Source organism: Lysobacter sp. Soil_N_51 (assembly GCF_057655755.1).
Genome location: NZ_JBDGLR010000001.1, coordinates 141,359 through 165,613 on the forward strand (window position 1 = coordinate 141,359; position 24,255 = coordinate 165,613).

Annotated in this window: 22 protein-coding genes and 1 pseudogene; 10 read left to right on the plus strand and 13 right to left on the minus strand. The window is 68.2% G+C overall.

The genetic code is table 11. The annotated features are described in order from the left end of the window. Positions 1 to 153 precede the first annotated feature (153 nt). Positions 154 to 627, minus strand: a complete 474-nt coding sequence (locus AC3A4T_RS00635; protein WP_487673628.1) for a hypothetical protein — start codon at positions 625 to 627, stop codon at positions 154 to 156. A 313-nt stretch (positions 628 to 940) separates the two neighbouring features. Between AC3A4T_RS00635 and cysS the strand changes: the two genes are divergently transcribed. The 3 genes from cysS to AC3A4T_RS00650 are packed head-to-tail and all read left to right on the plus strand — an operon-like array spanning position 941 to position 4,055. Further along, positions 941 to 2,314, plus strand: coding sequence for a cysteine--tRNA ligase (gene cysS, locus AC3A4T_RS00640; protein ID WP_487673629.1), 1,374 nt, complete (start codon positions 941 to 943; stop codon positions 2,312 to 2,314). After that, on the plus strand, positions 2,311 to 2,760 hold the full coding sequence (locus tag AC3A4T_RS00645; RefSeq protein WP_487673630.1) for a SufE family protein: 450 nt from the start codon (positions 2,311 to 2,313) through the stop codon (positions 2,758 to 2,760). Before cysS ends, AC3A4T_RS00645 begins: the two co-directional genes overlap by 4 nt. 38 nt (positions 2,761 to 2,798) lie before the next feature. Further along, on the plus strand, positions 2,799 to 4,055 hold the full coding sequence (locus AC3A4T_RS00650) for an MFS transporter (protein WP_487674023.1): 1,257 nt from the start codon (positions 2,799 to 2,801) through the stop codon (positions 4,053 to 4,055). 128 nt (positions 4,056 to 4,183) lie between these two features. On the opposite strand, the gene AC3A4T_RS00655 is transcribed toward AC3A4T_RS00650, so the two are convergent. Then, entirely contained in the window at positions 4,184 to 4,522 is a 339-nt protein-coding gene (locus tag AC3A4T_RS00655) for a hypothetical protein (RefSeq protein WP_487673631.1), read from the minus strand. Between the two features lie 329 nt (positions 4,523 to 4,851). Further along, positions 4,852 to 5,943 (minus strand): RNA polymerase-binding protein DksA, encoded by a 1,092-nt coding sequence (gene dksA, locus AC3A4T_RS00660; protein ID WP_487673632.1) that lies wholly within the window; start codon positions 5,941 to 5,943, stop codon positions 4,852 to 4,854. Between the two features lie 357 nt (positions 5,944 to 6,300). Between dksA and yidD the strand changes: the two genes are divergently transcribed. From yidD to AC3A4T_RS00675, 3 genes are read left to right on the plus strand one after another with little or no spacing between them, the layout of a single operon-like run. Beyond that, positions 6,301 to 6,576, plus strand: a complete 276-nt coding sequence (gene yidD / locus AC3A4T_RS00665) for a membrane protein insertion efficiency factor YidD (protein WP_051546794.1) — start codon at positions 6,301 to 6,303, stop codon at positions 6,574 to 6,576. Further along, a complete protein-coding gene (locus AC3A4T_RS00670) occupies positions 6,561 to 7,892 on the plus strand; it encodes a dihydroorotase (RefSeq protein WP_487673633.1) in 1,332 nt (443 codons plus the stop codon). Before yidD ends, AC3A4T_RS00670 begins: the two co-directional genes overlap by 16 nt. Continuing rightward, positions 7,889 to 8,776 (plus strand): M23 family metallopeptidase, encoded by an 888-nt coding sequence (locus AC3A4T_RS00675; protein WP_487673634.1) that lies wholly within the window; start codon positions 7,889 to 7,891, stop codon positions 8,774 to 8,776. The genes AC3A4T_RS00670 and AC3A4T_RS00675 overlap by 4 nt, the downstream gene beginning before the upstream one ends. A gap of 51 nt (positions 8,777 to 8,827) precedes the next feature. Here the strand turns inward: AC3A4T_RS00675 and AC3A4T_RS00680 are convergent. The 9 genes and pseudogenes from AC3A4T_RS00680 to efp all read right to left on the minus strand — a co-directional run. Further along, positions 8,828 to 8,926: pseudogene (locus AC3A4T_RS00680) on the minus strand (hypothetical protein); the annotation flags it as partial. A 20-nt stretch (positions 8,927 to 8,946) separates the two neighbouring features. Continuing rightward, positions 8,947 to 9,807, minus strand: a complete 861-nt coding sequence (locus AC3A4T_RS00685; RefSeq protein ID WP_487673635.1) for a hypothetical protein — start codon at positions 9,805 to 9,807, stop codon at positions 8,947 to 8,949. Next, positions 9,804 to 11,570 carry a sensor domain-containing diguanylate cyclase gene (locus AC3A4T_RS00690; protein WP_487673636.1) on the minus strand — a complete coding sequence of 589 codons (1,767 nt, stop codon included), beginning with the start codon at positions 11,568 to 11,570 and terminating at the stop codon, positions 9,804 to 9,806. Before AC3A4T_RS00690 ends, AC3A4T_RS00685 begins: the two co-directional genes overlap by 4 nt. A 327-nt stretch (positions 11,571 to 11,897) precedes the next feature. Further along, entirely contained in the window at positions 11,898 to 12,833 is a 936-nt protein-coding gene (gene folE2, locus AC3A4T_RS00695; RefSeq protein WP_487673637.1) for a GTP cyclohydrolase FolE2, read from the minus strand. Between the two features lie 89 nt (positions 12,834 to 12,922). After that, the gene (locus AC3A4T_RS00700; RefSeq protein WP_487673638.1) at positions 12,923 to 13,681 is read right to left on the minus strand and encodes a phytoene/squalene synthase family protein; all 759 of its coding nucleotides are present in this window, start codon (positions 13,679 to 13,681) and stop codon (positions 12,923 to 12,925) included. Next, entirely contained in the window at positions 13,663 to 14,373 is a 711-nt protein-coding gene (gph, locus tag AC3A4T_RS00705) for a phosphoglycolate phosphatase (protein ID WP_487673639.1), read from the minus strand. Before gph ends, AC3A4T_RS00700 begins: the two co-directional genes overlap by 19 nt. Next, positions 14,370 to 15,149: a bifunctional 2-polyprenyl-6-hydroxyphenol methylase/3-demethylubiquinol 3-O-methyltransferase UbiG gene (gene ubiG / locus AC3A4T_RS00710; RefSeq protein ID WP_487673640.1), complete on the minus strand. Its 780-nt coding sequence runs from the start codon at positions 15,147 to 15,149 to the stop codon at positions 14,370 to 14,372. Before ubiG ends, gph begins: the two co-directional genes overlap by 4 nt. A 169-nt stretch (positions 15,150 to 15,318) precedes the next feature. Continuing rightward, positions 15,319 to 16,659 (minus strand): TRZ/ATZ family hydrolase, encoded by a 1,341-nt coding sequence (locus AC3A4T_RS00715; protein WP_487673641.1) that lies wholly within the window; start codon positions 16,657 to 16,659, stop codon positions 15,319 to 15,321. 305 nt (positions 16,660 to 16,964) lie between these two features. Next, positions 16,965 to 17,531, minus strand: a complete 567-nt coding sequence (gene efp / locus AC3A4T_RS00720) for an elongation factor P (protein WP_056111797.1) — start codon at positions 17,529 to 17,531, stop codon at positions 16,965 to 16,967. Positions 17,532 to 17,819: 288 nt separating this feature from the next. On the opposite strand from efp, the gene epmB reads away from it, so the two are divergent. Both epmB and AC3A4T_RS00730 read left to right on the plus strand, forming a co-directional pair. Beyond that, a complete protein-coding gene (epmB, locus tag AC3A4T_RS00725) occupies positions 17,820 to 18,845 on the plus strand; it encodes an EF-P beta-lysylation protein EpmB (RefSeq protein WP_487673642.1) in 1,026 nt (341 codons plus the stop codon). A 196-nt stretch (positions 18,846 to 19,041) separates the two neighbouring features. Further along, positions 19,042 to 21,132: an EAL domain-containing response regulator gene (locus AC3A4T_RS00730; protein WP_487673643.1), complete on the plus strand. Its 2,091-nt coding sequence runs from the start codon at positions 19,042 to 19,044 to the stop codon at positions 21,130 to 21,132. Between the two features lie 257 nt (positions 21,133 to 21,389). On the opposite strand, the gene htpX is transcribed toward AC3A4T_RS00730, so the two are convergent. After that, on the minus strand, positions 21,390 to 22,310 hold the full coding sequence (htpX, locus tag AC3A4T_RS00735; protein ID WP_487673644.1) for a protease HtpX: 921 nt from the start codon (positions 22,308 to 22,310) through the stop codon (positions 21,390 to 21,392). Between the two features lie 178 nt (positions 22,311 to 22,488). Between htpX and gluQRS the strand changes: the two genes are divergently transcribed. Both gluQRS and phbB read left to right on the plus strand, forming a co-directional pair. Beyond that, positions 22,489 to 23,430, plus strand: coding sequence for a tRNA glutamyl-Q(34) synthetase GluQRS (gene gluQRS / locus AC3A4T_RS00740; protein ID WP_487673645.1), 942 nt, complete (start codon positions 22,489 to 22,491; stop codon positions 23,428 to 23,430). A gap of 42 nt (positions 23,431 to 23,472) precedes the next feature. Then, entirely contained in the window at positions 23,473 to 24,213 is a 741-nt protein-coding gene (gene phbB / locus AC3A4T_RS00745; protein WP_056111780.1) for an acetoacetyl-CoA reductase, read from the plus strand. Positions 24,214 to 24,255 lie beyond the last annotated feature (42 nt).

Genomic DNA, 24,255 nt, shown 5'->3' on the forward strand with positions numbered 1-24,255 from the left:
TCATTCCCGCCGCCATGTAGGCAGAGGTCAACACGTCGGCGTCGGCGTAGTTCGGGTTCATGAGGCCGCGAATGCTCGCATGGGCGGGGGCACGGCGCAAGCCGCAAATTCGGGAAACGCGACCTGGGCCGGGGCGCGGATGCGGCCGGGCGCTCAACGCGAGGTGCTGATCGGGGTGATCACCGGGGTCACCGCGACCCGGACCTTGAGCTTGTTGCCCGGGTCCTCGGGCAGGCGCGAGCGGAACCGGCTGCCCTTGTAGACGTAGTCCACGTCGTAGGCGATCGGGCGGCGGAATTCGCGCTCCACAGGCACCGGCTTGCAGTTTTCGCCGGTGCTGGGCTTGGGATCGCGCTCGCGGCCCAGCGCCTCGCGCACCGCGCCGACCACCCGCGACAGTCGCGAATCGGCCTTGTCGGCCGGCTCGGGTTCGCATTGCTGCTCGACCGTGGTCGCGCGCAGAGTCTGGTAGACCGGGGTCACCCGCAGCACCTGGGCGTAGTCGAACCGCACGTTCTCGGCCTGCAGCACGGTGGTGTGCTGCTGCGCCGCCGCCGGCACCGTCCACAGCGAGGCCGCGGCGCTGACCAGCACCAGGATCGAGACCTGCAGGACGGTTCGGTTCATCGGGCTCGCGGAGTGGATTCGTGAATAAAGTGTAAGAGCAGTGTCCGCTAATGGCCTGAATCCCGCCTTTAGGCCCCGTCCGCGCGGGCCTTGCAAGCACCCCGATCGTGGGTGATTGCGACCGCGCGCTCGGCTTTCGCGCGCGCTTGCGCGGTTTCGCCCGGTCGCGACCGCGACTTCGATCGGGCTTCGGGCGTTGCCGGCCATGGCGAATCAGCGGCCGCATTGCGCGGATCGGCCGTCGCGGCCGCGCGATCGCGGACGCGGGCCCGCGCGGCCCGTTAGAATGAACCCGACCCCAAGCCGCCTATCCATGAGCCTGCATCTCTATAACAGCCTGTCGCGACAGGTCGAAGCCTTCGTCCCGCTGGATCCGGCACGTCCGACGATGTATGTCTGCGGCCCCACGGTCTACAACTACGTGCATATCGGCAACGCGCGCGGTCCGGTGGTGTTCGGCGTGCTCGCCGACCTGCTGCGGCGACGTTATGGCGCCCTGGCCTACGCGCGCAACATCACCGACGTGGACGACAAGATCAATGCCGCGGCCGCCGAACAGGGCGTGCCGATCGCGGCGATCACCGACCGCTTCGCCGCCGCCTACCGCGAGGACATGGCGGCGCTCGGCGTGCGCGCGCCCGACCTGGAACCGACCGCAACCGGGCATATCGGCCAGATCGTGGCGATGATCGAACGTTTGATCGACAGCGGTCACGCCTACGAAGCCGCCAACCACGTCCTGTTTTCGATCGGCAGCTATGCCGACTACGGCAAGCTCTCGCGCCGCGATATCGACGACATGCGCGCCGGCGCGCGGGTCGAGGTCGCGCCGTACAAGCGCGATCCGGGCGACTTCGTGCTGTGGAAACCCTCCACCGGCGACCTGCCGGGCTGGGATTCGCCCTGGGGCCGCGGCCGCCCGGGCTGGCACATCGAGTGCTCGGCGATGGCCGCCGCGCACCTGGGCGAGACCATCGACATCCATGCCGGCGGCGTCGACCTGCAGTTCCCGCATCACGAGAACGAGATCGCGCAGAGCGAATGCGCGCACGGCGGCAAGGTGTTCGCGCGCTGGTGGCTGCATAACGGCATGCTCAACTTCGACGGCGGCAAGATGTCGAAGTCGATCGGCAACATCCAGAAGATCCACGATCTGGTCGCCGAGCATTCGCCCGAAGCCTTGCGCTACGCCCTGCTGTCGGCGCATTACCGGCAGCCGCTGGAGTGGTCGGACGGGTTGATCGAGCAGAGCAAGCGCACGCTGGAACGGCTGTACGGCACGCTGCGCGATCTGGCGAGCGTGGACGCGGGCGCGATCGCGATCCCCCACAGCGTCGAATCCGCGCTCGAGGACGACCTCAACACCCCGCGTGCGCTGGCCGAGTTGGCGCGCATCGCCGGCGAAGCGCGCAAGGCGACCGATCCGTCCGAACAGGCGCGGCTCAAGAACGAATTGCTCGGCGCAGGCCTCGCATTGGGCCTGTTGCAGCAAGACCCCGCCGCCTGGTTCGCCGGCGCCAGCGAAGACGGCGACGACACCCGCATCCAGGCCTTGGTCGACGAACGCAACCAAGCCAAGAAAGACCGCGACTTCGCCCGCGCCGACGCGATCCGCCAGCAGCTCGCCGACGAAGGCATCCTGCTGGAAGACACCCCGGCCGGGGTGCGCTGGAAGCGTTCGCGATGAGCGAGGTCACGATCACCTCGCCGTTCCCGATCGAAGCCACCGCCGCCGAGGCCCAGGCCGCGATCCGCGAGGAATTCGAATTCTTCGGCGATTGGTCCGAGCGCTATCAGTACCTGATCGATCTCGGCCGCAAGCTGCCCGACCTGCCGGCGCAGTGGAAGACCGAAGAGCATCGCCTGCTCGGCTGCCAGTCGATGGTCTGGATCGTGGTCGAAGGCGACGCCGAGCGGCTGACCTTCCACGCGATCAGCGATTCGGCCATCGTCTCGGGCCTGATCTACCTGGCCTTGCGCGTGTACTCGGGCCGCAGCGCGACCGAGATCGTCGCCAGCCCGGCCGACTACATCGCCGACATCGGCCTGGCCAAGCACCTGTCGCCGACCCGCAGCAACGGCCTGGCCTCGCTGCTGGCCTTCATTCGCGAGCAAGCGCAGCGCCGGCTGTGAGCAACGACGGCACCAGCGAAACCGGCACCGACGGCACGATCGCCACCAACCCACCACCGATCAGCGCCCTGCGCCTGCTGCGCAACCCCGGCTTCGCCGGGCTGCTGGTGTACCGGTTGCTGGCGATGCTGTCGTACCAGATCGTCGCGGTCACGGTCGGCTGGCACATCTACGAACTGACCCGCGACCCGTTCGCGCTGGGCCTGATCGGCCTGACCGAGGTTATTCCGTATTTCTGTTTCGCCCTGTTCGCCGGCTACGCGGTCGATCACCTGCCGCGGCGCAAGCTCGGCATGTTCGCCTGCAACGGCTTGCTGGTGACGACGCTGGTGCTGGCCGGCGTCGCCAGCGGCGTGTTGCCGACCGGCGGCTTCGGTTTCGACACCTTGACCATCTACGTGGCGATCGCGGTCAACGGCGTGGTCCGCGCGTTCCTGTCGCCGGTGTACATGTCGCTGTTCGCGCGGGTGCTCAAGCGCGAGCATTTCGCGCGCGGCGCCGGAGTCAGCAGCGTGGTCATGCAGACCGGACTGGTGCTGGGGCCGGCGCTCGGCGGCGCGCTGATCGCCTGGGGCGGCAAGACCTCGGCCTATCTGGTCGCGGCCGGGTTCGCGCTGGCCGCGGCGATCGCGATCATCACCCTGAGGGTCAGCGAGCCGGCGCCGCAGGCCGAGCGCTCACCGGTGTTCAAGAGCATCGGCGAAGGCCTGCGCTTCGTGTTCAACAATCAGGTCGTGCTCGGCGCGCAGGCGCTGGACATGTTCTCGGTGCTGTTCGGCGGCGCGGTCGCGTTGCTGCCGGCGTTCATCCACGACGTCCTGCATTACGGGCCCGAAGCGCTCGGCGTGCTGCGCGCGGCGCCGGCCGCCGGCGCGGTGCTGATGGGCCTGTGGCTGGCGCGGCGGCCGCCGCAGAAGAACGCCGGCCGCCTGCTGCTGTACGCGGTGGCCGGGTTCGGCCTGTGCATCATCGGTTTCGCGCTGTCTCGCGACTTCTGGCTGTCGGCGGCGATGCTGATGCTGTCGGGCATGTGCGACGGCGTGTCGGTGGTGCTGCGCTCGACCATCCTGCAACTGTCCACGCCGGACGAAATGCGCGGGCGGGTGTCGTCGATCAACGGCATATTCATCGGTTCGTCGAACGAGCTCGGCGCGTTCGAATCGGGCCTGGCGGCCCGGCTGATGGGACTGGTGCCGTCGGTGATCTTCGGCGGCTGCATGACCTTGGCCGTGGTCGGCGCGACCGCTAAACTCGCGCCGAAGCTGCGGCGGCTGGACTTGCGCGATTTGCAGTAGCAGCGTGGGCCCTGGCTTGATCCGGGCGGTCGGACGATCGCTGCGCGCCGATCCGCGCGCGATCTTCAACTTGCCCGCCGCTCGCTTCGACTCGCGTGAGCCGCGTCGCCGCGTCGACGATCCGCGACTCAGTCGCTGCGCAACCTGACGCGTTCATCGTTCGACACCTGCTTCGGCGCAACCGGTTTGCGCACGGCCGCGGCGACCGCGCCGATCAAGGCCAGCGCGGCGTTGAACGCGCCCGCGGCGACCGACACCAGCGCATCGCCCTGGGTATTGCCGAAGCTGCGTTCGAGCTGACTCGCCTGCCAGCACAGCACGCCGATCAGCGGCGAGGCGATCAATCCGCTCAACAGCACGAACATCGCCGCGCCGGCGAACCGGGTGTAGTCGCGCGACAACCGCCAAAGGCCGAGGTTGAGGCCGATCGCCAGGATCGGGATGAGGAGCAGCAGGAAGCCTTCCATGGTGGGTTCGAGCGAGAGGGGTGTGGCTACGCTATAGGGCGGGCGCGCAGAAGCAAATCCCCTGCCCCCCCTTTTGCAAAGGGGGATGCTTCGGGCGGTTCAAAAGGGACTTTGGTTCCGAGGTTTCGAGATCGGCGCGCGCGGCTTCGGTTCGCATGCGGGCTTGCAAATTGTTGGTCCGAGTCTTGACGCCCGCCTGCTTGTCTTCCCCCTTTGTAAAAGGGGGACCGAGGGGGATTTGCTTTTCGCTCACCCCAAGAAACAAAAAAGCCCCGCTTGCGCGGGGCTCTTCATAGGCATCGATCCGGATTACGAACCGAAGCGAGGGATCAATCGCCCATCTGCTTCTGCAAATGCTCCCAACGCTCCTGCGCGTCGATGGTGCGTTCAGCGGTCAGGCGCGCTTCCAGGCGCTCCAGGCCGATTTCTTCGCCGGTGTCGACGCAGAAACCGTAATCGCCCGAATCCACCCGCTTGAGCGTGCTGTCGATCTTGCTGATCAGCTTGCGATAGCGGTCGCGGGTACGCAGTTCGAGCGAGTTCTCCGTCTCACGCGTCGCGCGTTCGGCTTCGTCGCCGACGTCGCGCACTTCGTCCTTGAGGTTCTCGATGGTCTGCTTGGATTCCTCGACCAGGTCGGTACGCCATTGCAGCAGGCGTTGACGGAAGTACTCGAGCTGCAACGGGCTCATGTACTCCTCGTCCGAGGCCGGCTTGTAACCGTCCGGCACGATCGGACGACCGGTCGCGGGATCGTTCTTGTAGGCCACGACCTTGACCTTGGTCTTGGGCGCGGGCGTCTGCTGGGTCTTGGCCGTAATGGCCACGGCGACCTTGCCGGCCGGGCGCGTGGCCTGGGCGGGGGTCGTTGTCGCGGGCTTGGCCGCGGGTGTCTTGCTGGATACTGGTTGGGTCACTGTGTTCTTGCTTTGGTCGGAGATGATGCTGTCGGCCGGTCCCGTCGAAGCCGCCTTGGCGGGCTTGGGCGGGGCGGGCTGTTTGTCGGCAGGCTTGGCTGCGGGCTTCACAGCTTCGGGCTTTTTCACTTCAACTTTTTTAAGCTCGGGCTTCTTTGTTCCGCTGGCCTTGCTCGCCGTGGGTTTGTTCGCCGCCGCCGGCTTGGACGGCGCGGGCGCCGCCTTCTTCGCCGCGGGCGCCGCCGCCGGTTTCTTCACCGCGGCCGCCTTGGCGGGCGCCGGGGCGACTTTCTTTGCCGCCGGCGCCGGCTTGGCCGCCGTCTTGCTCGTCGTGGCCTTGCTGGCGGGGGCCGGCTTGGCCGCCACCTTCTTCGCCACCGGCTTGTTGGAGACAACCTTCTTCGGCGCGGGCTTGGCCGCAGGCGCGGTCGCCTTCTTCGCAGCCGGCTTGGCGGTCTTCTTGGCGGCCTTGGCGGCCTTCTTCGCAGGTTTTTTCACTGCCACGAGCGGCTTGTCCTTCTATTCCCTGAGGGCGCCTCCGGATGCGATCCGGAAGCATCGCGGGTCAAGCATGACCCACCCGGCCATCAAATGCACATGCGTTCGATGACCGCAAGTGAAATCCGGCCGATCGCCGGTTTTCGCCCGGTCCGCGCAGCACGGCAGCTTGGCGTCCAAGCCGCTGCGGACCTTCGTCTTGCACTTGCCTTGTTTGGGGAAAGCGCGCTGTTATACCCTGCTGCGACACCTGCGGCAACCACACCGACAACCGGTCGATCGCGGCGTAAAATAGCGGCTGCAACGGGGCTTGCGACATCGACTCCCCGCATCCGTCACTACCGATGCCGGCATTAAGGAAACGTGATCGACCGCCTGCTCATCGCCCTGCTTCGCGGCTACAAACGCTGGATCAGCCCGCTGCTCGGCCAACGTTGCCGCTTCCATCCGAGCTGTTCGGCTTATTCGATGGAGGCGATCGGGCGCTTTGGCGCGCTCAAGGGCAGCTGGCTCACGCTCAAGCGTCTGGGACGCTGTCATCCTCTGCATCCGGGCGGCTTTGATCCGGTGCCGCCGCTCGACCCTTCCGCCGACCCGCCCTCCCCCGAGCCAGGAAACCACTCATGTCATCGACACTGATCGTCAACGCCCGCCTGGTCAACGAAGGGCGCGAATACGACGGCGACCTGCGCATCGAGGACGGCCGCATCGGCCAGATCGGCGCCGGCCTGTCCGCGCGCGGCGGCGAAACCGTGGTCGACGCGCGCGGCCGCCGGTTGCTGCCGGGGATGATCGACGACCAGGTGCATTTCCGCGAACCCGGCCTGGAGTACAAGGCCGACATGGCGACCGAGTCGGCCGCGGCGGTGGCCGGCGGCCTGACCACGTTCATGGACATGCCCAACACCAGCCCGCCGACGCTCGACGCCGCCGCGCTGGAAGACAAGTACCGCCGCGCGAGCGGACGCGCCTGGGGCAACTTCGGCTTCTACCTGGGCGCCAGCAACGACAACCTCGCCGCGATCCAGTCGCTGGACCCGCGCACCGCGCCGGGCGTGAAGGTGTTCATGGGCGCTTCGACCGGCAACATGCTGGTCGACGATCCGGTCACGCTGGATGCGATCTTCCGCGACGTGCCCACGCCGATCATCACCCATTGCGAAGACACGCCGATGATCGACGCCGAACTCGCCATCTACAAGGCGAAGTACGGCGACGATATCCCGGCGCGCTTCCATCCCGATATCCGCTCGCGCGAGGCGTGCAAGAAATCGACCGAACTGGCGATCTCGCTGGCGCGCAGGCACAACACCCGCCTGCACGTGCTGCACATCAGCACCGCCGACGAACTGGCGCTGTTCCAGGCCGGCCCGATCGAAGGCAAGCGCATCACCGCCGAGACCTGCATCCACTTCCTGCGCTTCGATCGCGAGGACTACGAAACCCTCGGCCATCTGATCAAGTGCAATCCGGCGATCAAGGACCCGGCCGACCGCGAGGCGCTGATCCGCGCGGTCGCCGAGGACGTGATCGACGTGCTCGCCACCGACCACGCGCCGCATACCCTGGAAGAAAAGGCCCGCCCCTACACCTCGGCGCCCAGCGGCCTGCCGCTGGTGCAGTTCGCCCTCAACGCCGCGCTGGAGCTGGTCCACGAAGGCCGCCTGACCACCGCCCAGGTGGTCGACAAGTTCGCGCACGCGCCGGCCAAGCTGTTCGACGTGGAAAACCGCGGCTTCCTGCGCGAAGGCTATGCCGCCGACCTGGTGCTGATCGACGACACGCCGTACACCGTGCAGCGCGAGGACGTGCTGTCCAAGTGCGGCTGGTCGCCGTTCGAGGGCCGCACCTTCCACAGCCGCATCGCTTCGACCTGGGTCAACGGCGTGCTGGCGTGGGACGGCATGTCGCTGGTCGGCGCGCCCAACGGACAGCGACTGGCGTTCGCTCGATGAGGTTGGGTTTTACCGCGTTCGCGGCGCTGGCCGCGACGATGCTGCTGTCGCCGGCCCATCCCGTATTTGCTCAAGCACCGTCGCCGCTCGCGGCGCCGGCCGATACGCGAATCGTGTTTCCTTCGGCGGTATCGCAAGGCGGGCTAGTCATCGGCAAGGTGCCGCCGGGCAGCGTGGTGCGTTACGGCGAACGCCAGTTGCGCACTACCGCTTACGGCACGGTGGTGTTCGGCGTGGGTCGCGATGCGACCGGGCCGCTGAGCGTGCAGGTCGAGATCGCGCCGGGCCGCGTGCAGACCGCGAGCATCGCGGTCACCAAGCGCGACTTCCCGACCGAATACATCAACGGCGTTCCGCCCAAGACGGTCAATCCGCCGCCGGAGATCGCCGCGCGGATCGAACGCGAACAGGCGCAGGTGGTGGCCGCGCGCGCGCGCGACGACGACCGCGCCGATTTCGCCCAGGCGTTCATCTGGCCGGTGCAGGGCCGCATCAGCGGCCGCTTCGGCAACCAGCGCGTCTACAACGGCCAGAAAGGCTCCGGCCATTCGGGCATGGACATCGCCGCGCCCACCGGCACCGCGATCAAGGCCCCGGCCGCGGGCGTGATCACCTTCGTCGGCCCGGACCTGTACCTGACCGGCGGCACGGTGTTGCTCGATCACGGCCACGGGGTCAGTTCGAACTTCCTGCACATGTCGCGGATCGACGTGAAGGTCGGCGATCGGGTCACGCAGGGTCAGGTGGTCGGCGCGGTCGGCGCGACCGGCCGCGCGACCGGGCCGCATCTGCATTGGGGCATGAACTGGTTCGATGTGCGGATCGATCCGCTGCTGATGCTGGAACGCGCGCAGGCGACGCAGGCGGGCAAGAACGCGCCTTGAGTCGGCGTCTCGGCGGATCGCCGCGGTCGCAATGACGCAGCGACTTCGCATTTACGCGGACGGTTGAAGTTGCGTGCCGGCGCTGAAACCCGTCGCGTGAAACCACAGCCAGCAGGCGCTGTTACCTGCCGCCAAAGCCACGCGATCTGCAGCTCAGTCCGTTCGGCGACTCAACCCGTCGATTGCCCCGCCTGGAACAACCGCCCCAACGGCTGCTGCGAAGGCGACAACTCCAGCTCGCGCAAGCGCAGCCATTTCGGACTCGCCGCGCGCGGCGCCGCGGCCAGCAAGCCCGCGCCGCGCGACAACAGGCCCAGGCGCGAACGCGCCGCGATCAAGGCCTGTTCGAGCGCGGCCGCATCGATCGGCGCATCGCCTTCGAAATCCGGCACCTCACGCCGCTCCTCGGGCAACCACGACGCGATCTGCAACCACAACGCCGTCCAGTCGATCGACGGAAACTCCAGCGCGCGCGGCGAAGACGGCAGCAGTTGCGGCGCCAGCCGCCCGCGCGGCTGCACCGGGCTTTCGGCGAAGCAGCGGTAGACGAACTCACTGGCGGTCATCGCCTCCGCGCCGCCGCGCGCGACCCGCAGCAAGGCTTCGTGCAGCACCCGCCGCAACGGCGGCTGCGGCGGCAGTTCGCGCTCGCGCAAGGCCGCGAGCACGCCGAGCGCGCGCAAGGGATCGCCGGCGAAATGCGGCCGCCGCAGCGATAGCGCATGCGCGAGCACGGCGATGCGATCGTTGTCCTGCAACACCTCGCCATTCGCCGCCAGCGGCCGGCGCGCGTCGACCACGAGCAGGTCGGATGCGCGCAGGTAATCGTTCAAGCCCGGCTCGGTGACGCCGTCGGCGGCGAATTCGAGCACGCAGCCGGCGCGGCCGATCAAGGCGACATGGTCGTAATCGCTGTCGCCGAACCACGCGGTCAACGCCGCCAGATCGCCGCGGCGGCGGATCAGCAGCAGATCGCCGGTGCGCAGTTGCGCCGCGGCGACCGCGACCGATCCGGCGCCGTCGGGGGTCACGTCACCACCTCGCGCACGGTGTCCGGGCTGTGCCCGGTGACCCGGTCGCGGCCGGCCGACTTGCTGGCATACAAGGCCGCGTCGGCGCGTTCGAGCAGTTGCTCGGGGGTTTCGCCGGGCAGCAGTTCGGCCACGCCCAGGCTCAGGCTGACCGGCAACAGGCGGCCGTCGATCGACAAAGGACTGCCGCTGACCGATTCGCGCAGATGCTCGGCGACCCGCACCGCATCGCGCAGGAAGGTGTCGGCCAGCACCACCAGCACCTCGTCGCCGCCGTAACGGCCGAACAGGTCGTAGGCGCGCAGGCGGTTGCGCGTGCGCAGCGAAACGATACGCAGGGTTTCGTCGCCGACGCGATGGCCGTGTTCGTCGTTGATGCGCTTGAAGTGATCGATATCGAAGAACACCACCGACAACGGCCGGCGCGAGCGCTGCGCGCTCTCGACCGCGCTGCGCAGGCTTTGCGAAATCGCCGCGCGGGTCATCGCGCCGGTCAGGCTGTCGTAGGTGGCCAGGCGGTTGGCGGTGTCGCGGTCGCGACGCAGTTGCTGCAGCTTCGAGGTCAGACCGAGCAGCAGGCCCAGGCCGCCGAACGCCAGGCCGACCGGGAACGCGTATTCGAGCCAGTGATACTCCGGCCACCACTGATGGTGCGCGCCGACCAGGGCGACCAGCAGCGACATCAGCGGCAACCACGCCAGCAGCAGGAAATAGGCTTCGCGCTGGCGCCGCCACACCGCGACCGCGGCGCAGTACAGCACCAGCGCGATCACCATCAGCAGGTTGAGGTTGCCGTACAGCGCGCTGTACTTCCAGGTGCGGAACAGCGACACCAGCAGCAGGCCGCCGAGCGAGACGCTGAGCCAGTCGAGGATCTGCGCGACCTTCGGCTGGGTCGTGCGCAGGCCGAGGAAGAACACCAGGAAGCGGATGCTGGCGAGCACCGCGGCGGTGTTGAGCACGATGTTGGTGCGGCTGTCGGGCGCGATCTGGTTGAGCCATGGGATCACCCGCATCTCGCCGCCGTCGGCGGTGAGGGTGAGGATCTGCAGCACCAGGGTCAGGCCCAGGTAGGCATAGCCGCGTTCGCGCAGGCCGACCCAGAAACCGAACGCGAGCACCGCGACCACGCCCATCGCGGTCAGCACCACGCTGCGCAGGCCGACGTGCAGCATGTCCTCGCGCTGGACCTTGGCCAGCGGCTGGATCAGCACGTCCGACGGCAGCACGTCGGTGGCCAGCACGCGCAGGTACAGCGAATCGCCCTTGCGCAGCCCGTGCGGCAACGGGAACACGATCATCCGGGTGGAATGGTTGAAATCGGTGTCGGGGCCGTAGATCGAACGGCGCAACGGCACGCCGTCACCGGGGCGCCACAACTCGATCTCGCGCCGGTACGGCCGGTTGATGGTCAACTGGGGCGAATCGACCGCGGCCACGTCCTCATTGAGAGTGACCCGCCACCACACCGGCTGACGCTTGGGCGCCCAGATTTCGTGACCCGACACTGCTTCGAAGCGGCTGTCGAACTCACCGCCGAGCACGCGCGCGGGCACCGGGTCCTGCCCCAGCCGCGCCAGACTCAGCGACGGGGGACGGTAACCGGAGGGATCGTACGGAAGGTGACCGGTGGGTGCGGTTTGCGATGCGGATTGAGCCACCGAAGACAGGCTTACGGCCTGCGCCGACGCGATCGCCGCCACCACCCACATTCCCAGCAGAACCAATAGGGTCTGCCAGCCACGACGCCAGGGTTTCCCCATGCCCCTTCCGGTCATTAAGTCTGCTGACCCGAGCATAGCCCAAGGGCCGCGCATTCCGATGGAGGGGGCCGTCACGCTTTAGGTGTTGGGTCTGCGCCTTCGCGCCAGGTTGCGTGCCTTGCCGCATTCGCGCGGCATCGCCGGCTACCGCCTCACATCGCCGCCGCGTGGCTTTTCGCTCAATCGCGGACGTTGCGCCGAGCCAACCGGCCGACCATGCAAAGTCGATGCGAGACACACGGATCGCTGCCGGCGGTCCCGGCCCGATCCGTGGCAGTGGCTGTGGCTAGAACTAGAACCGCCGGCGCGCATCGCCGGACACGCGGATCAGTCGCGCGCGCCCTCGCCGGTGACCCGTGCCACCGCATCGTGCGCGTGCAGGCTTTCGAAGTGCGAGACCTGCGCGTCGAAACGTTCGATCCGCGGATCGCGCGCCAACGCGGCGGCGACGCGGCGCGCGGCGTCTTCGCAGAACATCAGGTTCTCGGCGTTGAGACGGGCGAAGGCCTGCTCGTCCTCGCGCTTGACCGCGGTCTGCACCGGCGTGCCGAGCGCCTGCTCGATCGCATCGATCAACGCGGTCAGCGGCAGTTCGTCGAAGGCCGGACGCAGCTCGACGCGCACGTCGGCGCGGCTGCGCTGCGCGTGCGGGGTCGCGGCCAGGCCGCGCTCGGAGGCGAGCCAGTCGCTGACCACCGCGGTCGACAGCGGATGCAGCGCGGCGAAGTCGGCGGCGAAGCGTTCGGCGTTGAGCTGGCGCGACAGCGCCGCCGAGGCCGGACAGGTGCTGGAGTACTCGACCGAGAAGCGCAGGCCCAGTTGCAGGTGGCCGTCGATCAGGCGCGCGTCGATCTCGACCGGGTAGCGTTTCCAGCCGGCGTTCTGGCTGGCCAGGGCCGGACGCAGCAGCATTTGTTCGTAACGCAGGACCAGCCGCGCGGCGCTGGAAATGCCGCCCTGGCCGTCGACCAGCCCCTGCAGCACGCGGCGCAGGCCGGCCGGGGTCAGGCTTTCGCTGGCGAATGCGTTCTGCAGTTGCAGGTACATGCGCGACATATGGATGCCGCGCGCATTGGCGTCGCGCAGGTCGACCGACACGTCGACCGAGGCCGCGACCTGGATCGCGCCGCCGTCGGCCGTGGCGATGCGCAACGGCAGCGCGATATTGGCCATGCCGACCCAGTCCAGCGGACGCGCGGCGGCGGCGGCGTCGAAGGCGACGTCGGGAAGGGTCGAGCGGTTGGGCAGATGAGATGTAGTCACGGCGACGAAGATGGGGGCGCGTGGGGGATACGCAACGAAGGCCATTCTAGCGGCCGGGGCCGGCGGGCCCCTGCCCGGCCCTGCAACGGTCAGTTGCGGGCGCCGCGCCAGGCCGCCAGCAGCGCGGTCCAGGGCGACAGCGGCCGCGCCGCGTCGCCGCGCTGCAGGCGGGTATGCGCCAGCGCGGTCCACAGCCGCCGCGGCACGGTCGCGCCGCCGCGATCGGGCCATTGCGCCAGCAGCTCGCGGCACCATTCGGCTGCCGCGCCCTCGCCCGGCCGCGCCATCGCCCGCGCGACCACGCTCAGCGGCACCGCCGCGTCGCCTTGCAGCACCAGCCGGGCCTCGAGCAGCGACGACTGGATCGCCGGCACCGCCGCTTCGGCCAGTTGCCCGGGCACCGGTTCGAACAGGGCCGCGTCGATCGCGGTGATCGCCTCGGCCACCGGCAACAGATGATCGAAGGCTTCGCCGCGATCGCCGGGACGCTCGCGGCTGTCGCGCAGCGCCGGCAGCGCGGCGGCCAATGCCTGCCACGGCGCGGCCTGACGTTGCAGCGCCAGCCCCAGAGGGTGACGCCGGCGGCCCTGGCGCCAGCCTTGCAGCTCTTCCATCCACCAGCCCAGCTTGGCTTCGCCGGGCAAGGCGTCGCTGCCGCCCCAGGCGGCATCGGTCAGTTCCTGCTGCAACGCCGCCCAGGCCACCGCGGTCGCACGCTGGGCGCGCGGCACGAACACTTCGGCCACCGACCATTCCGGCCAGCGCGCGCGCCATTTGCCGGCGAAATCGTGCAGCGCCTGCTCGTCCCCGGCGGGCGCCACGGCCGCGCTCATCGCGTCGCCGGCCATGCGCCTGCCTCGATCAGGTCCGAGGGCGCATCGATCAGGACATCGCCCTGCCACGCGATCGGATCGTCCTCGGCCAGCCGATAGCCCCACAGCGCAACCACCGAGGCCATGCCGGCGCCGCGCGCGGCAATAATGTCGCGTTCGTCGTCGCCGACGTAGACGCAATCGGCCGGATCGATGCCGATCTGCTGCGCGGCGACGGTCAACGGCAGCGGATCGGGCTTGCGCACCGCCAGGGTGTCGCCGCCGATCAGCACCGCGCAGCGGGTTTCCCAACCCAGCAGCGGCATCAGTTTGCGCGCCAAGTATTCGGGCTTGTTGGTGACGATGCCCCACGGCCGGCCGGCGGCTTCCAGCGCCGCGAGCATCGGTTCGACGCCATCGAACGGCGCGCCGTGCAAGCCGAGCTCGCGTTCGTACAGATCGAGAAACTCCTGTACCCAGCCGTCGCGCTCGCTCGCATCGACGTGCGGGAAGGCCGCGCCGAGCATCGCCCGCGAACCCTTCGACACGTGCGCGCGCAAGTCGTCGAGCGGCATCGGTTCGAGCCCGTGCTGCGCGCGCATGAGGTTGGCGACCGCGAGCATGTCCGGCGCGCTGTCGAGCAAGGTGCCGTCCAGGTCGAACAGCACCGCCTTGGGAAACGCCGGTGCCGGCTGGGCGGCGGCGTCGGCTGCAACCGCCGCGCTCATGCGCCCGATTCCGGCTTGACGTCCGGCTTGAACGCGCAGGCCAGATAGTTGATCTCGGTGCGCGACGTGATCCGCGCGGTGTTGCGCCAGGGCTCGTACATCAGACCGCTGACGTCTTCCAGTTGCAGGCCGGTATCGCGAAACCACGCCGCGAGTTCGGACGGCTTGATGAAATCGCGGTACTGATGCGTTCCCTTCGGCACCAGCCGGGTCAGGTACTCGGCGCCGACGATCGCCAGCGCGAACGCGGCCGGGGTGCGGTTGAGGGTCGACACGAACAGGCGGCCGCCGGGCTTGAGCAGCCTGGCGCAGGCGCGCACGATCGCGGCCGGGTCGGGCACGTGTTCGAGCATTTCCATGCACGTGATCGCGTCGAAACTTTCCGGCCGTTCTTCGGCCAGTGATTCGACCGATTGCAGCCGGTAATCCACCGCCACGCCGGTCTCCAGCCGATGCAGCTTGGCGACCTTGATCAGCTCGGGCGCCAGATCGATCGCGCTGACCTGCGCGCCGGCGCCGGCCAGCGCCTCGCTGAGCAGTCCGCCGCCGCAACCGACGTCGAGCACCTGCGCGCCGCGCAACGCGGCGCGCTGGGCGACGTAGTCCAGACGCACCGGATTGAGCGCGTGCAGCGGTTTTTGCGGCCCTTGCGGGTCCCACCAGCGGTTGGCCAGGGCGCCGAACTTGTCGAGTTCGGCCTGGCTGAAATTGTCGTGGCTCGCGCCGGTGCCGGACGAATCGCCGGAGGAAGTCGATGCGTTGCTGGCTGCGCTCATGAGTCCTGCTCGTGGTGTCCGTCGAGCGCCTGCGCACGGGTCGCGCACGGCGTCGAGGTGGGGCCGATAGTGTGAGGCAAGCGCATCGGCGGCGGTGTTAACGCGACGCGATGATGCCGCGCGATACGTGTTTGTCGTCGTGTTTCGCGTGATTTTTCGCGGCCCGCGCTCAACGCTTGATCGCGGCGATCCGCTCGCGCCACTGGCGCGCGTTGGCGATCAGCGCGGCGGTGTCCATGTCGACCAGCCGGCGCTCGCGCAGCCTGGCGCGGCCGGCGATCCACACGTCGCCGACCTGATGCCGGCCGGTCGCGTAGATCAGCTGCGAGACCACGTGATGCACCGGCTGGGTCTCGATCTGGCCCAGGTCGACGCAGACCAGGTCGGCCTGCTTACCGATCTCGATCGAGCCGACCTTGGTGTCGAAGCCCAGCGCCTTGGCGCCGCCGAGGGTCGCCGCGCGCAGCGAAGTGAACGCGTCCAGCGCCGAGGCGTCGTCGGCGACGGCCTTGGCCAGGATCGCCGCGGTGCGGGTCTCGCCGAACATGTCCAGGTCGTTGTTGCTGGCGCAGCCGTCGGTGCCGATCGCCAGATTGACTCCGGCGTGGTGCAGCTTGCAGGCCGGGCAGAAGCCCGAGGCCAGCTTGAGGTTGGATTCGGGGCAATGCACCACGCTCACCCCGCGCTGCGCGCACAACTCGATCTCGGCGTCGGTGAGCTGGGTCATGTGCACCGCGATCAGGCGGTCGGTGACCAGGCCCAAGCGGTCCAGCCGCGCCAGCGGGCGCTGGCCGTGCTGCTTGATCGAATCGGCGACTTCCTGCGCGGTCTCGTGGGTGTGCAGATGCACCGGCAGGTCGAGCTGATCGGCCAGCATGCGCACGCGTTCGAAATTGGCGTCGCTGACCGTGTACGGCGCATGCGGCGCGAACGCGGTCGCGACCAGCGCGTCGTCGCGCCACAGGTCGTGGACCTCGCCGGCGCGGTCGAAGTATTCGTCGGAGGTCTTGGCCCAGGCGGTCGGGAAATCGATCACCGGCAGGCCGACCCGGGCGCGGAAGCCGTGGCGTTTGTAGACCGCGGCCTGCACGTCGGGGAAGAAATAGTTTTCGTTGGCGCAGGTGGTGCCGCCGCGCAGCATCTCGGCGATCGCCAGGGTGATGCCGTCCTCGACGAACTGCGGCCCGATCACCGCCGCTTCGACCGGCCAGATGTGACCTTGCAGCCACTGCATCAGCGGCAGATCGTCGGCGATCCCGCGCAGCAGGGTCATCGGGTTGTGGGTGTGGGCGTTGACCAGGCCCGGAATCAGCGCCGATTCGGGGCGGCTGACGGTTTCCGCGGCGGCGTAGCGCGCGCGGGCGTCGGCGATCGGCAGGATGTCGACGATGACGCCGGCCTTGACCGCGACGGCGTGGTCTTCGAGGACGACGGCGTGGGGTTCGACCGGGACTACCCAGGCTGCTTCGATCAACAGGTCGCAGGAAGTGGCTTGGGTGTCGGTGGTCATCTGCGCTCGCTCTGGTAGCCGGGCCGCCCGATGCCGGGCCGGCCGGGTGTACGAAGACCGCGACCCGGGTGTTGCGGCCGCGTTGGTAGGTAGCTTTCTACGGTAGTGCGTCGGCGGTTGCGGCCCAGGGCCGCGGTCCATTCTGCCGTCGCTGTATTTCCGTCCGCCTTGCCGAACGGGGCCGTTGCGAAAATCAGCGCAACGACAGTGGCGAGCATTTCTGAGGCGCCCCGACAGCCTTTGACGTATCGGCAACGCCGTGGCCGCGCAATGCGGCCACGGATTGCATCGCCATCAACCTCAGGTCACTTCACCCGGCTGACGTACTCGCCCGAACGGGTGTCGACCTTGATGGTCTCGTCCTGGCCGACGAACAGCGGCACGCGTACGACCGCGCCGGTTTCCAGGGTCGCCGGCTTGCCGCCGCCGCCCGAGGTATCGCCGCGCACGCCCGGGTCGGTCTCGGTGATCTTGAGCTCGACGAAGTTCGGCGGCTGGACCGCGATCGGCACGCCGTTCCACAGCGTCACCACGCACTCTTCCTCGCCCTTGAGCCACTTCTCCGCGCCGCCCATGCCGGCCTTGTCGGACTGGACCTGCTCGAACGATTCCTGGTTCATGAAATGCCAGTACTCGCCGTCGGAGTACAGGTACTGCATGTCGGTGTCGACCACGTCGGCCTGCTCGACGTTGTCGGTGGCCTTCATGGTCATTTCGACCACGCGGCCGGACTTGATGCTGCGGTACTTGATGCGGGTGAACGCCTGGCCCTTGCCCGGCTTGACGTACTCAGTCTCGGTGATGATGCACGGGTCGTTGTTGACCAGGATCTTCTGTCCGGTCTTGACGTCGTTCATGCCTAGGCTGGCCATGCTGAAACTCCTGCGAAATGAAAGTAGAGGCGATGAGGGTGCCGGTGGTCCGCGACCGTGGGGTCCGCAGGCTGCCGCTGGCCGTCGTGGCGGCGCGCACCCGGACCGGCCTGCGGCGGCGACGGGGTCGGTGGAGCGCCGGGGTCGGGCTCGCCCGGACCGCCGGTGCGGCGACGGAAGGCTAGAATGTCGGGCTGCGCCGGCCCCGTCCGCAGCGGTACACCGCGTGGTCGGGACCCGGGCACCGAAACCCATGACGGCATTCGGAACCCTGAAGGCTAGCCCTGCATGATACCTGCTGCACCACTCGCCTTACACCCAGCCCCCACGGCCGCCGCACCCGCGCGCTGGCAGGCGCTGTGGCGCGATGCGATCCGCGACCCGCGCGAGCTGCTGGCCCTGCTCGGCCTGGGCGAGGCCGGCCTGGCGATCAGCGACGCCGCCGCGGCCCAGTTCCCGCTGCGGGTGCCGCGCGGCTTCGTCGCGCGCATGCGCCACGGCGATCCGAACGACCCGCTGCTGCGCCAGGTCCTGCCGCTGGACGACGAGATGCGGCCGATGCCGGGCTTCAGCCTGGACGCGGTCGGCGACGGCGCGGCCAAGGCCGGCGCCGGGGTGATCCGCAAATACCGAGGCCGCGCCCTGCTGATCGCGACCGGCAGCTGCGCGGTCCATTGCCGCTACTGCTTCCGCCGTCACTTTCCCTATGCCGAGGAAACCGCCGCCGCGGCCGGCTGGCGCGAGGCGGTGGCGGCGATCGCCGCCGATCCGGACATCGACGAGGTGATCCTGTCCGGAGGCGACCCGTGGTCGCTCGCCACCCCCAAGCTGGCCGAACTCAGCGAGGCCCTGGCCCAGGTCGGCCACATCAAGCGCCTGCGCATCCACACCCGTCTGCCGGTGGTGCTGCCCGAGCGGGTCGACACCGCCCTGACCCAATGGCTGCGCGCCCTGCCCTGGCCGGTGGCGATCGTGCTGCATGCCAATCACGCCAACGAATTCGACGCCGACGTCGACGCCGCGATGCAGCGCCTGCGCGCGAGCGGTGCCACTTTGCTCAATCAGGCGGTGCTGCTGCGCGGGGTCAACGACAGCGTCGAGGCGCTGGCCGCGCTGAGCGAGCGCAGTTACGCCGCCGGCGTGCTGCCCTACTACCTGCATCAGCTCGATCGCGTGCAGGGCTCGGCCCATTTCGAAATCGACGACGCCGCCGCGCGCGAGCTGCATCGCCGGCTCGCCGCGCGCATCTCCGGCTACCTCGTGCCCAAGCTGGTGCGAGAAGTGGCAGGCGACCCGGGCAAGCGTCCGTTGTAAGGTTGTAATCTGTCTGGGGTTTGATGCTTTGAGTTCGATCGGGGGCGTGGTCCGATGACCGCACGCGGGCGCAAGCACATGCGCCGGCAAAGCGCATCGACCGCGTGATCGAACCCAACAACGGGTCACACATTTTCGTCCTTACATGGACGAGGCCGGCGCTTCGTGTCATAAAACCGGCCCACGGAGGTGGTCAATGCAATTCGGCAAAGACATGGTGTTGCGCTTGCTGATCGTCGACGACAGCGTCGAGGCGGCCGAAGCCATCGTCAGCGCGCTGCGCAACAGCGGCATCGCGGTGCGGCCCACGCGGCCGGAAAACGAACAGGAACTGACCGCGCTGATCCTGCAGCATCCGCCCGATCTGGTCCTGGCCGCGCGCAATTCGCGCAACGTCTCGATGCACAAGCTGATGCAGAGCGTCGACGCCAGCGGCAAGGACCTGCCGGTGCTGGTGCTGATGGAAACCGTCGACGAAGCCGCCCTGCTCGCGGTGATGGAGATCGGCGCGCGCGGCGTGGTCCTGCGCTCCAACATCGTGCATCTGCAGAACGTGGTCCGCGCCGAATGGGCCGACCTGGAAGCGCGCCGCTCGCTGCGCCGCCTGGAAGCGCAGGTGCGCGAGACCGAGCGCCGCTGCGACGCGCTGATCGATTCCTCGCGCGATCCGATCGCCTACATCCACGAGGGCATGCACATCCGCGCCAATGCCGCGTACCTGGAGATCTTCGGCTTCGAATCGTTCGAGGACATCGAGGGCATGTCCCTGCTCGACCTGGTCGCGCCCGGCCAGGTCGACGGCTTCAAGCAATTGCTCAAGCAGCTCAGCAAGGGCGACGCGCCGCCGCCGAGCTATGAGACCCAGGCCCGCGCGCTCGACGGGAACGCCTTCCCGGCGGTCATGGAATTTACGGCAGCCACCTACGAGGGCGAGCAATGCCTGCAGGTGGTGCTGCGCCGCCAGGAGATCGATCCGGAACTGGCGCGCGAAGTCGAAGCGATGCGCCAGCGCGATCAGGTCACCGGCTTGTTCAACCGCGCGACCTTTCTGCGCTCACTCGAAGACGCGGTCGCCGATGCGGCGCAGAACTCGGCCCATCACGGCCTGCTGCTGATCGAGCCCGATCATTACAACCAGTTGCTGCAGGAAATCGGCCTGGACCAGGCCGACCAGCTGATCAAGGCCTGCGGCGAGCGCCTGCGCGAGGCGATCGGCCCGGACGACATCGCCGCGCGCTTCGGCGAACACCAATTCGCGGTGCTGACCCTGCACAGCGATCATTCCCACACCTCCGAGCTGGCCGACAAGCTGCGCGAAGCCTTCGCCGGACGGGTGCTGGAAACCGACCACCTCTCGCTCAGCGCCACCGCCAGCGTCGGCGGCGTGCAGATCGGCGAGAAGATCGCCAGCGTCACCGCGGTGCTCGGCAAGGCCAGCCAGTGCCTGCAGTCGGCCAGCGACATCGGCGGCAACCGCACCGAATTGTTCGACCCCGGCGCGGTCGATCGCGCCGAGGAAGAGCGCATCGCCGCCTGGGTCGCGCGCATCCGCGACGCGCTCGACGCCGATCGTTTCGTCATGAACTACCAGCCGTTGATCAACCTGCACGGCGAGCCGATCGAGATGTACGAGGCCTACCTGCGCATGCAGAGCCTGGGCCCGGACGACAGCAGCGAACTGGTGCAGCCGCTGTCGTTCCTGCAGATCGCCGAAGAACACGGCCTGTTGTGGGAAATCGACCGCTGGGTGGTGGGCAAGGCGATCCAGGTGATCGGCGAGCGCATGCGCCAGGGCCGTCAGACCACCTTGCTGGTCAAGATCACCCAGGCCTCGCTGCAGGACGAAAGCCTGCAGCAGCACATCGTCGAGCAACTGGCCAAGCACGGCGCCGACGGCAAGCTGCTGGTGCTGCAGTTGTCCGAATCCAAGGTATTCACCAACCTGCGCGCGGCGCAGGAGTTCCAGTCGCGCGTCTACCACTATGGCGTACGCGTCGGCCTGGAGCAGTTCGGCGCCGGCCTCAACTCGTTCCAGTTGCTGACCCATTTCGATGCGGCCTTCCTCAAGATCGACCGCAGCTACATGGAAGACCTGACCTCCAACCCCGACCATCAGCAGCGCGTGCGCGAGATCGCCGAAAAAGCCCGCGAACTGGGCCGCCAGACCGTGGCCGAATTCGTCCAGGACGCGGCCAGCATGAGCCTGCTGTTCGCCGCCGGCATCGACTACGCCCAGGGTCACTTCCTGGCCGCGGCGGGGCCGGAGATGGATTACGACTTCCAGTGAGGCCGGGATTCGTGATTGGGGATTCGTGATTCGGGGCACAGCCGGGAATCGGGAATCGGGAATCGGGAATCGGGAATCGGGAATCGGGAATCGGGAATCGGGAATCGGGAAAGGCTAAAACCTCGGTAACGAAAAAACCCGCCATCTGGCGGGTTTTTTCTTGTTACGCCCCTGCTTTTGCCGCCCCCCCTTTGCAAAAGGGGGGCCAGGGGGGATTCGCTTTTGCTCTTGCCTCGGCGTTTGCTTTTGCTCTCGCCTCAACGCATAACCACGCGCCCCGAACCACGCACCGGCTCATCGACCGCATTTTGCAACGCCGCGATACGCTCCTCCAACGGCGGATGGCTGCGCATCAGACGCGACAGGCCATGCCCGACCGCGCCGCTGATGCCGAACGCCTGCACCTGTTTGGGCAAGGTGCTTTCGCCATACGTCTGGGCCAGGCGCTTCAACGCCGCGATCATCTTCGGCCGCCCGGCCAGGCGCGCACCGCCCGCGTCGGCACGGAACTCGCGATAACGCGAGAACGCCATCGCGATCATGCTCGCGAGCAGGCCGAACACGATGTCGAGCACGAACACGGTCACGAAGTAGAACAAGCCCGGGCCGCGCGATTCGCGTCCGCCGCTCATCATCGCGTCGATCCAGCCGCCGACCACGCGCGCGGCGACCAGCACGAAGGTGTTGAGCACGCCCTGGATCAGCGCCATGGTCACCATGTCGCCGTTGGCGACGTGACTGACCTCGTGCGCGAGCACCGCTTCGGCCTCGTCCCGGGTCATCGCGCGTATCAGCCCGGTCGACACCGCGACCAGCGAGTTGTTGCGATTGGCGCCGGTGGCGAAGGCGTTGATTTCCGGCGCGTCGTAGATCGCGACCTCGGGCATGCCGATGCCGGCGGCCTGCGCCTGCGCGCGCACGGTCGCGAGCAACCATTGCTCGTCGGCGTTGCGCGGTTGGGTGATGACGTAGGCGCCGGTGGTGCGCTTGGCGATCCACTTGGAGCTCAGCAGCGAAATCAGCGAGCCGCCGAAACCGAACACCGCGGCCATCACCAGGATCGCGCCGTTGTTGCCCAGGCGGATGCCGAAGACGTTCTGCAGCACCGACATCACGATGCCGAGCAGGATCAGCACGGCCAGGTTGGTGGCGAGGAAAAGCGCTATGCGTTTGAACATGGTCGTGGCTTGCTTATGGTGCCGCGCACCGCGCGCGGCTTCAGGCGAACATCCGTGTCCGGTATTGCGTGTCCCGTGGCGGCGTACTCGCCGCCGTCGTTATCGGTAAATGTGGCGAACCGGCCGTTAATTCAACGAGAATCGCCGACACCCGCACCGCCGACCGAGCCTTCGTTCATTGTCCGGACATGCTGCCGCCGCCACCCGCCGCTACCGCGGCCGTTTCGCGCCCTCGCCGACCGGCGATCTGCACGCCGGCTCGCTGCTGGCCGCATTCGGCAGCTGGCTGCTGGCGCGTCACCACGGCGGCGACTGGCTGGTGCGTATCGAAGACCTCGACCCGCCGCGCGAAGTTCCGGGCGCGGCTGAACGGCAGTTGCGCGCGCTGGCCGCGTTCGGCCTGGACAGCGACGAAGCCGTGGTCAGGCAGAGCCGGCGCCACGCGCTGTATCAACACGCGCTGGACCACCTGATCGAACAAGGCCGCGCCTTCGTCTGCCGCTGCAGCCGCAGCGACCTCGCCGCGGTCGGCGGCATCCATCGTCGCTGCGTGGCCACGACATCGACCGCGCACAAATCCGCGGCGCCGCAAGCGGCGATCAGGCTGCGCGTGAACGACGGCGACATCGTCCAGTTCGATGATGCGATCCAGGGCCCGCAAGCGCAGGACCTCGCCCGCGAGGTCGGCGATTTCGTGCTACGCCGCGCCGACGGTTACTGGGCCTACCAACTCGCGGTGGTGGTCGACGACGCCGAACAGGGCATCACCAATGTGGTCCGCGGCGCCGACCTGCTCGATTCGACCGGCCGCCAGATTCTGCTGCAACGCGCGCTCGGCCTGCCGACGCCGGCGTATGCGCATCTGCCGCTATTGCTGGATGCGCACGGCCGCAAGCTGTCCAAGTCCGATGCGGCGCGCCCGCTCGACCCGGCCGAGCCGCTGCCCGCGCTGCGCGCCGCGTGGCTCGCGCTGGGCCAGTCGGCGCACGCACTCGATGCGGTAGCGACTGTCACCGAAGCGTTGGATGCCGCACGCGTTTCGTTCAGTCCGGCACAGATTCCGAACCACCTTTCCAGTCTCGCCGCGATGCACAACGACCCTGGCGCAAATGCTGTCTAGAATCGGGCCGAGACCGCCCCCCGCGGTCAAGGAGAGCTCAGCATGCAGTCACGCGTTGCACTCGTCACCGGCGGTACCGGTGGCATCGGCACCTCGATCGTCAAGCGCCTGGCCCAGATGGGACACAAGGTCGCGACCAACTATCGGGACGAAGCCAAGGGGCGCGCCTGGCAGGCGCAGTTGAAGGAACAAGGCATCGACGTGACCATCGCTCACGGCGACGTGTCCTCGGCCGAACACGCCGAAACGCTGATCCGCGACATCGAACGCCAGATCGGCCCGGTCGACATCCTGGTCAACAACGCCGGCATCACCCGCGATTCGACCTTCCACCGCATGACCTCGGAGCAGTGGAGCGACGTCATCGGCACCAACCTCAACTCCTGCTTCAACGTCACCCGTCCGGTGATCGAGGGCATGCGCGAGCGCAAGTGGGGCCGGATCGTGCAGATCAGTTCGATCAACGGCCAGAAAGGCCAGTACGGCCAGGCCAACTACGCCGCAGCCAAGGCCGGCATGCACGGCTTCACCATTTCGCTGGCGCAGGAAAACGCCAAGTTCGGGATCACCGTCAACACCGTGTCGCCGGGCTATATCGCCACCGACATGGTCATGGCCGTGCCCGAGGACGTGCGCAACAAGATCGTCGCCCAGATCCCGACCGGACGCCTGGGCACGCCGGAAGAAATCGCCTACGCGGTTAGCTTCTTCGTGCCCGACGAAGCCGGCTGGATCACCGGCGCCAACCTGTCCGCCAACGGCGGCCAGTACATGGGCTGGTAAACCCGGCACTCGCTGCGCCGGAGGCCTGTTCAGGTCTCCGGC

Excerpts from the sequence above, each read along its gene's own strand:
- AC3A4T_RS00635 (WP_487673628.1), bottom strand. The coding sequence starts at position 627 with ATGAACCGAACCGTCCTGCAGGTCTCGATCCTGGTGCTGGTCAGCGCC.
- cysS (WP_487673629.1), top strand. The coding sequence starts at position 941 with ATGAGCCTGCATCTCTATAACAGCCTGTCGCGACAGGTCGAAGCCTTC.
- AC3A4T_RS00645 (WP_487673630.1), top strand. The coding sequence starts at position 2,311 with ATGAGCGAGGTCACGATCACCTCGCCGTTCCCGATCGAAGCCACCGCC.
- AC3A4T_RS00655 (WP_487673631.1), bottom strand. The coding sequence starts at position 4,522 with ATGGAAGGCTTCCTGCTGCTCCTCATCCCGATCCTGGCGATCGGCCTC.
- AC3A4T_RS00670 (WP_487673633.1), top strand. The coding sequence starts at position 6,561 with ATGTCATCGACACTGATCGTCAACGCCCGCCTGGTCAACGAAGGGCGC.
- AC3A4T_RS00675 (WP_487673634.1), top strand. The coding sequence starts at position 7,889 with ATGAGGTTGGGTTTTACCGCGTTCGCGGCGCTGGCCGCGACGATGCTG.
- AC3A4T_RS00690 (WP_487673636.1), bottom strand. The coding sequence starts at position 11,570 with ATGGGGAAACCCTGGCGTCGTGGCTGGCAGACCCTATTGGTTCTGCTG.
- AC3A4T_RS00700 (WP_487673638.1), bottom strand. The coding sequence starts at position 13,681 with ATGGCCGGCGACGCGATGAGCGCGGCCGTGGCGCCCGCCGGGGACGAG.
- gph (WP_487673639.1), bottom strand. The coding sequence starts at position 14,373 with ATGAGCGCGGCGGTTGCAGCCGACGCCGCCGCCCAGCCGGCACCGGCG.
- ubiG (WP_487673640.1), bottom strand. The coding sequence starts at position 15,149 with ATGAGCGCAGCCAGCAACGCATCGACTTCCTCCGGCGATTCGTCCGGC.
- AC3A4T_RS00715 (WP_487673641.1), bottom strand. The coding sequence starts at position 16,659 with ATGACCACCGACACCCAAGCCACTTCCTGCGACCTGTTGATCGAAGCA.
- efp (WP_056111797.1), bottom strand. The coding sequence starts at position 17,531 with ATGGCCAGCCTAGGCATGAACGACGTCAAGACCGGACAGAAGATCCTG.
- epmB (WP_487673642.1), top strand. The coding sequence starts at position 17,820 with ATGATACCTGCTGCACCACTCGCCTTACACCCAGCCCCCACGGCCGCC.
- AC3A4T_RS00730 (WP_487673643.1), top strand. The coding sequence starts at position 19,042 with ATGCAATTCGGCAAAGACATGGTGTTGCGCTTGCTGATCGTCGACGAC.
- htpX (WP_487673644.1), bottom strand. The coding sequence starts at position 22,310 with ATGTTCAAACGCATAGCGCTTTTCCTCGCCACCAACCTGGCCGTGCTG.
- phbB (WP_056111780.1), top strand. The coding sequence starts at position 23,473 with ATGCAGTCACGCGTTGCACTCGTCACCGGCGGTACCGGTGGCATCGGC.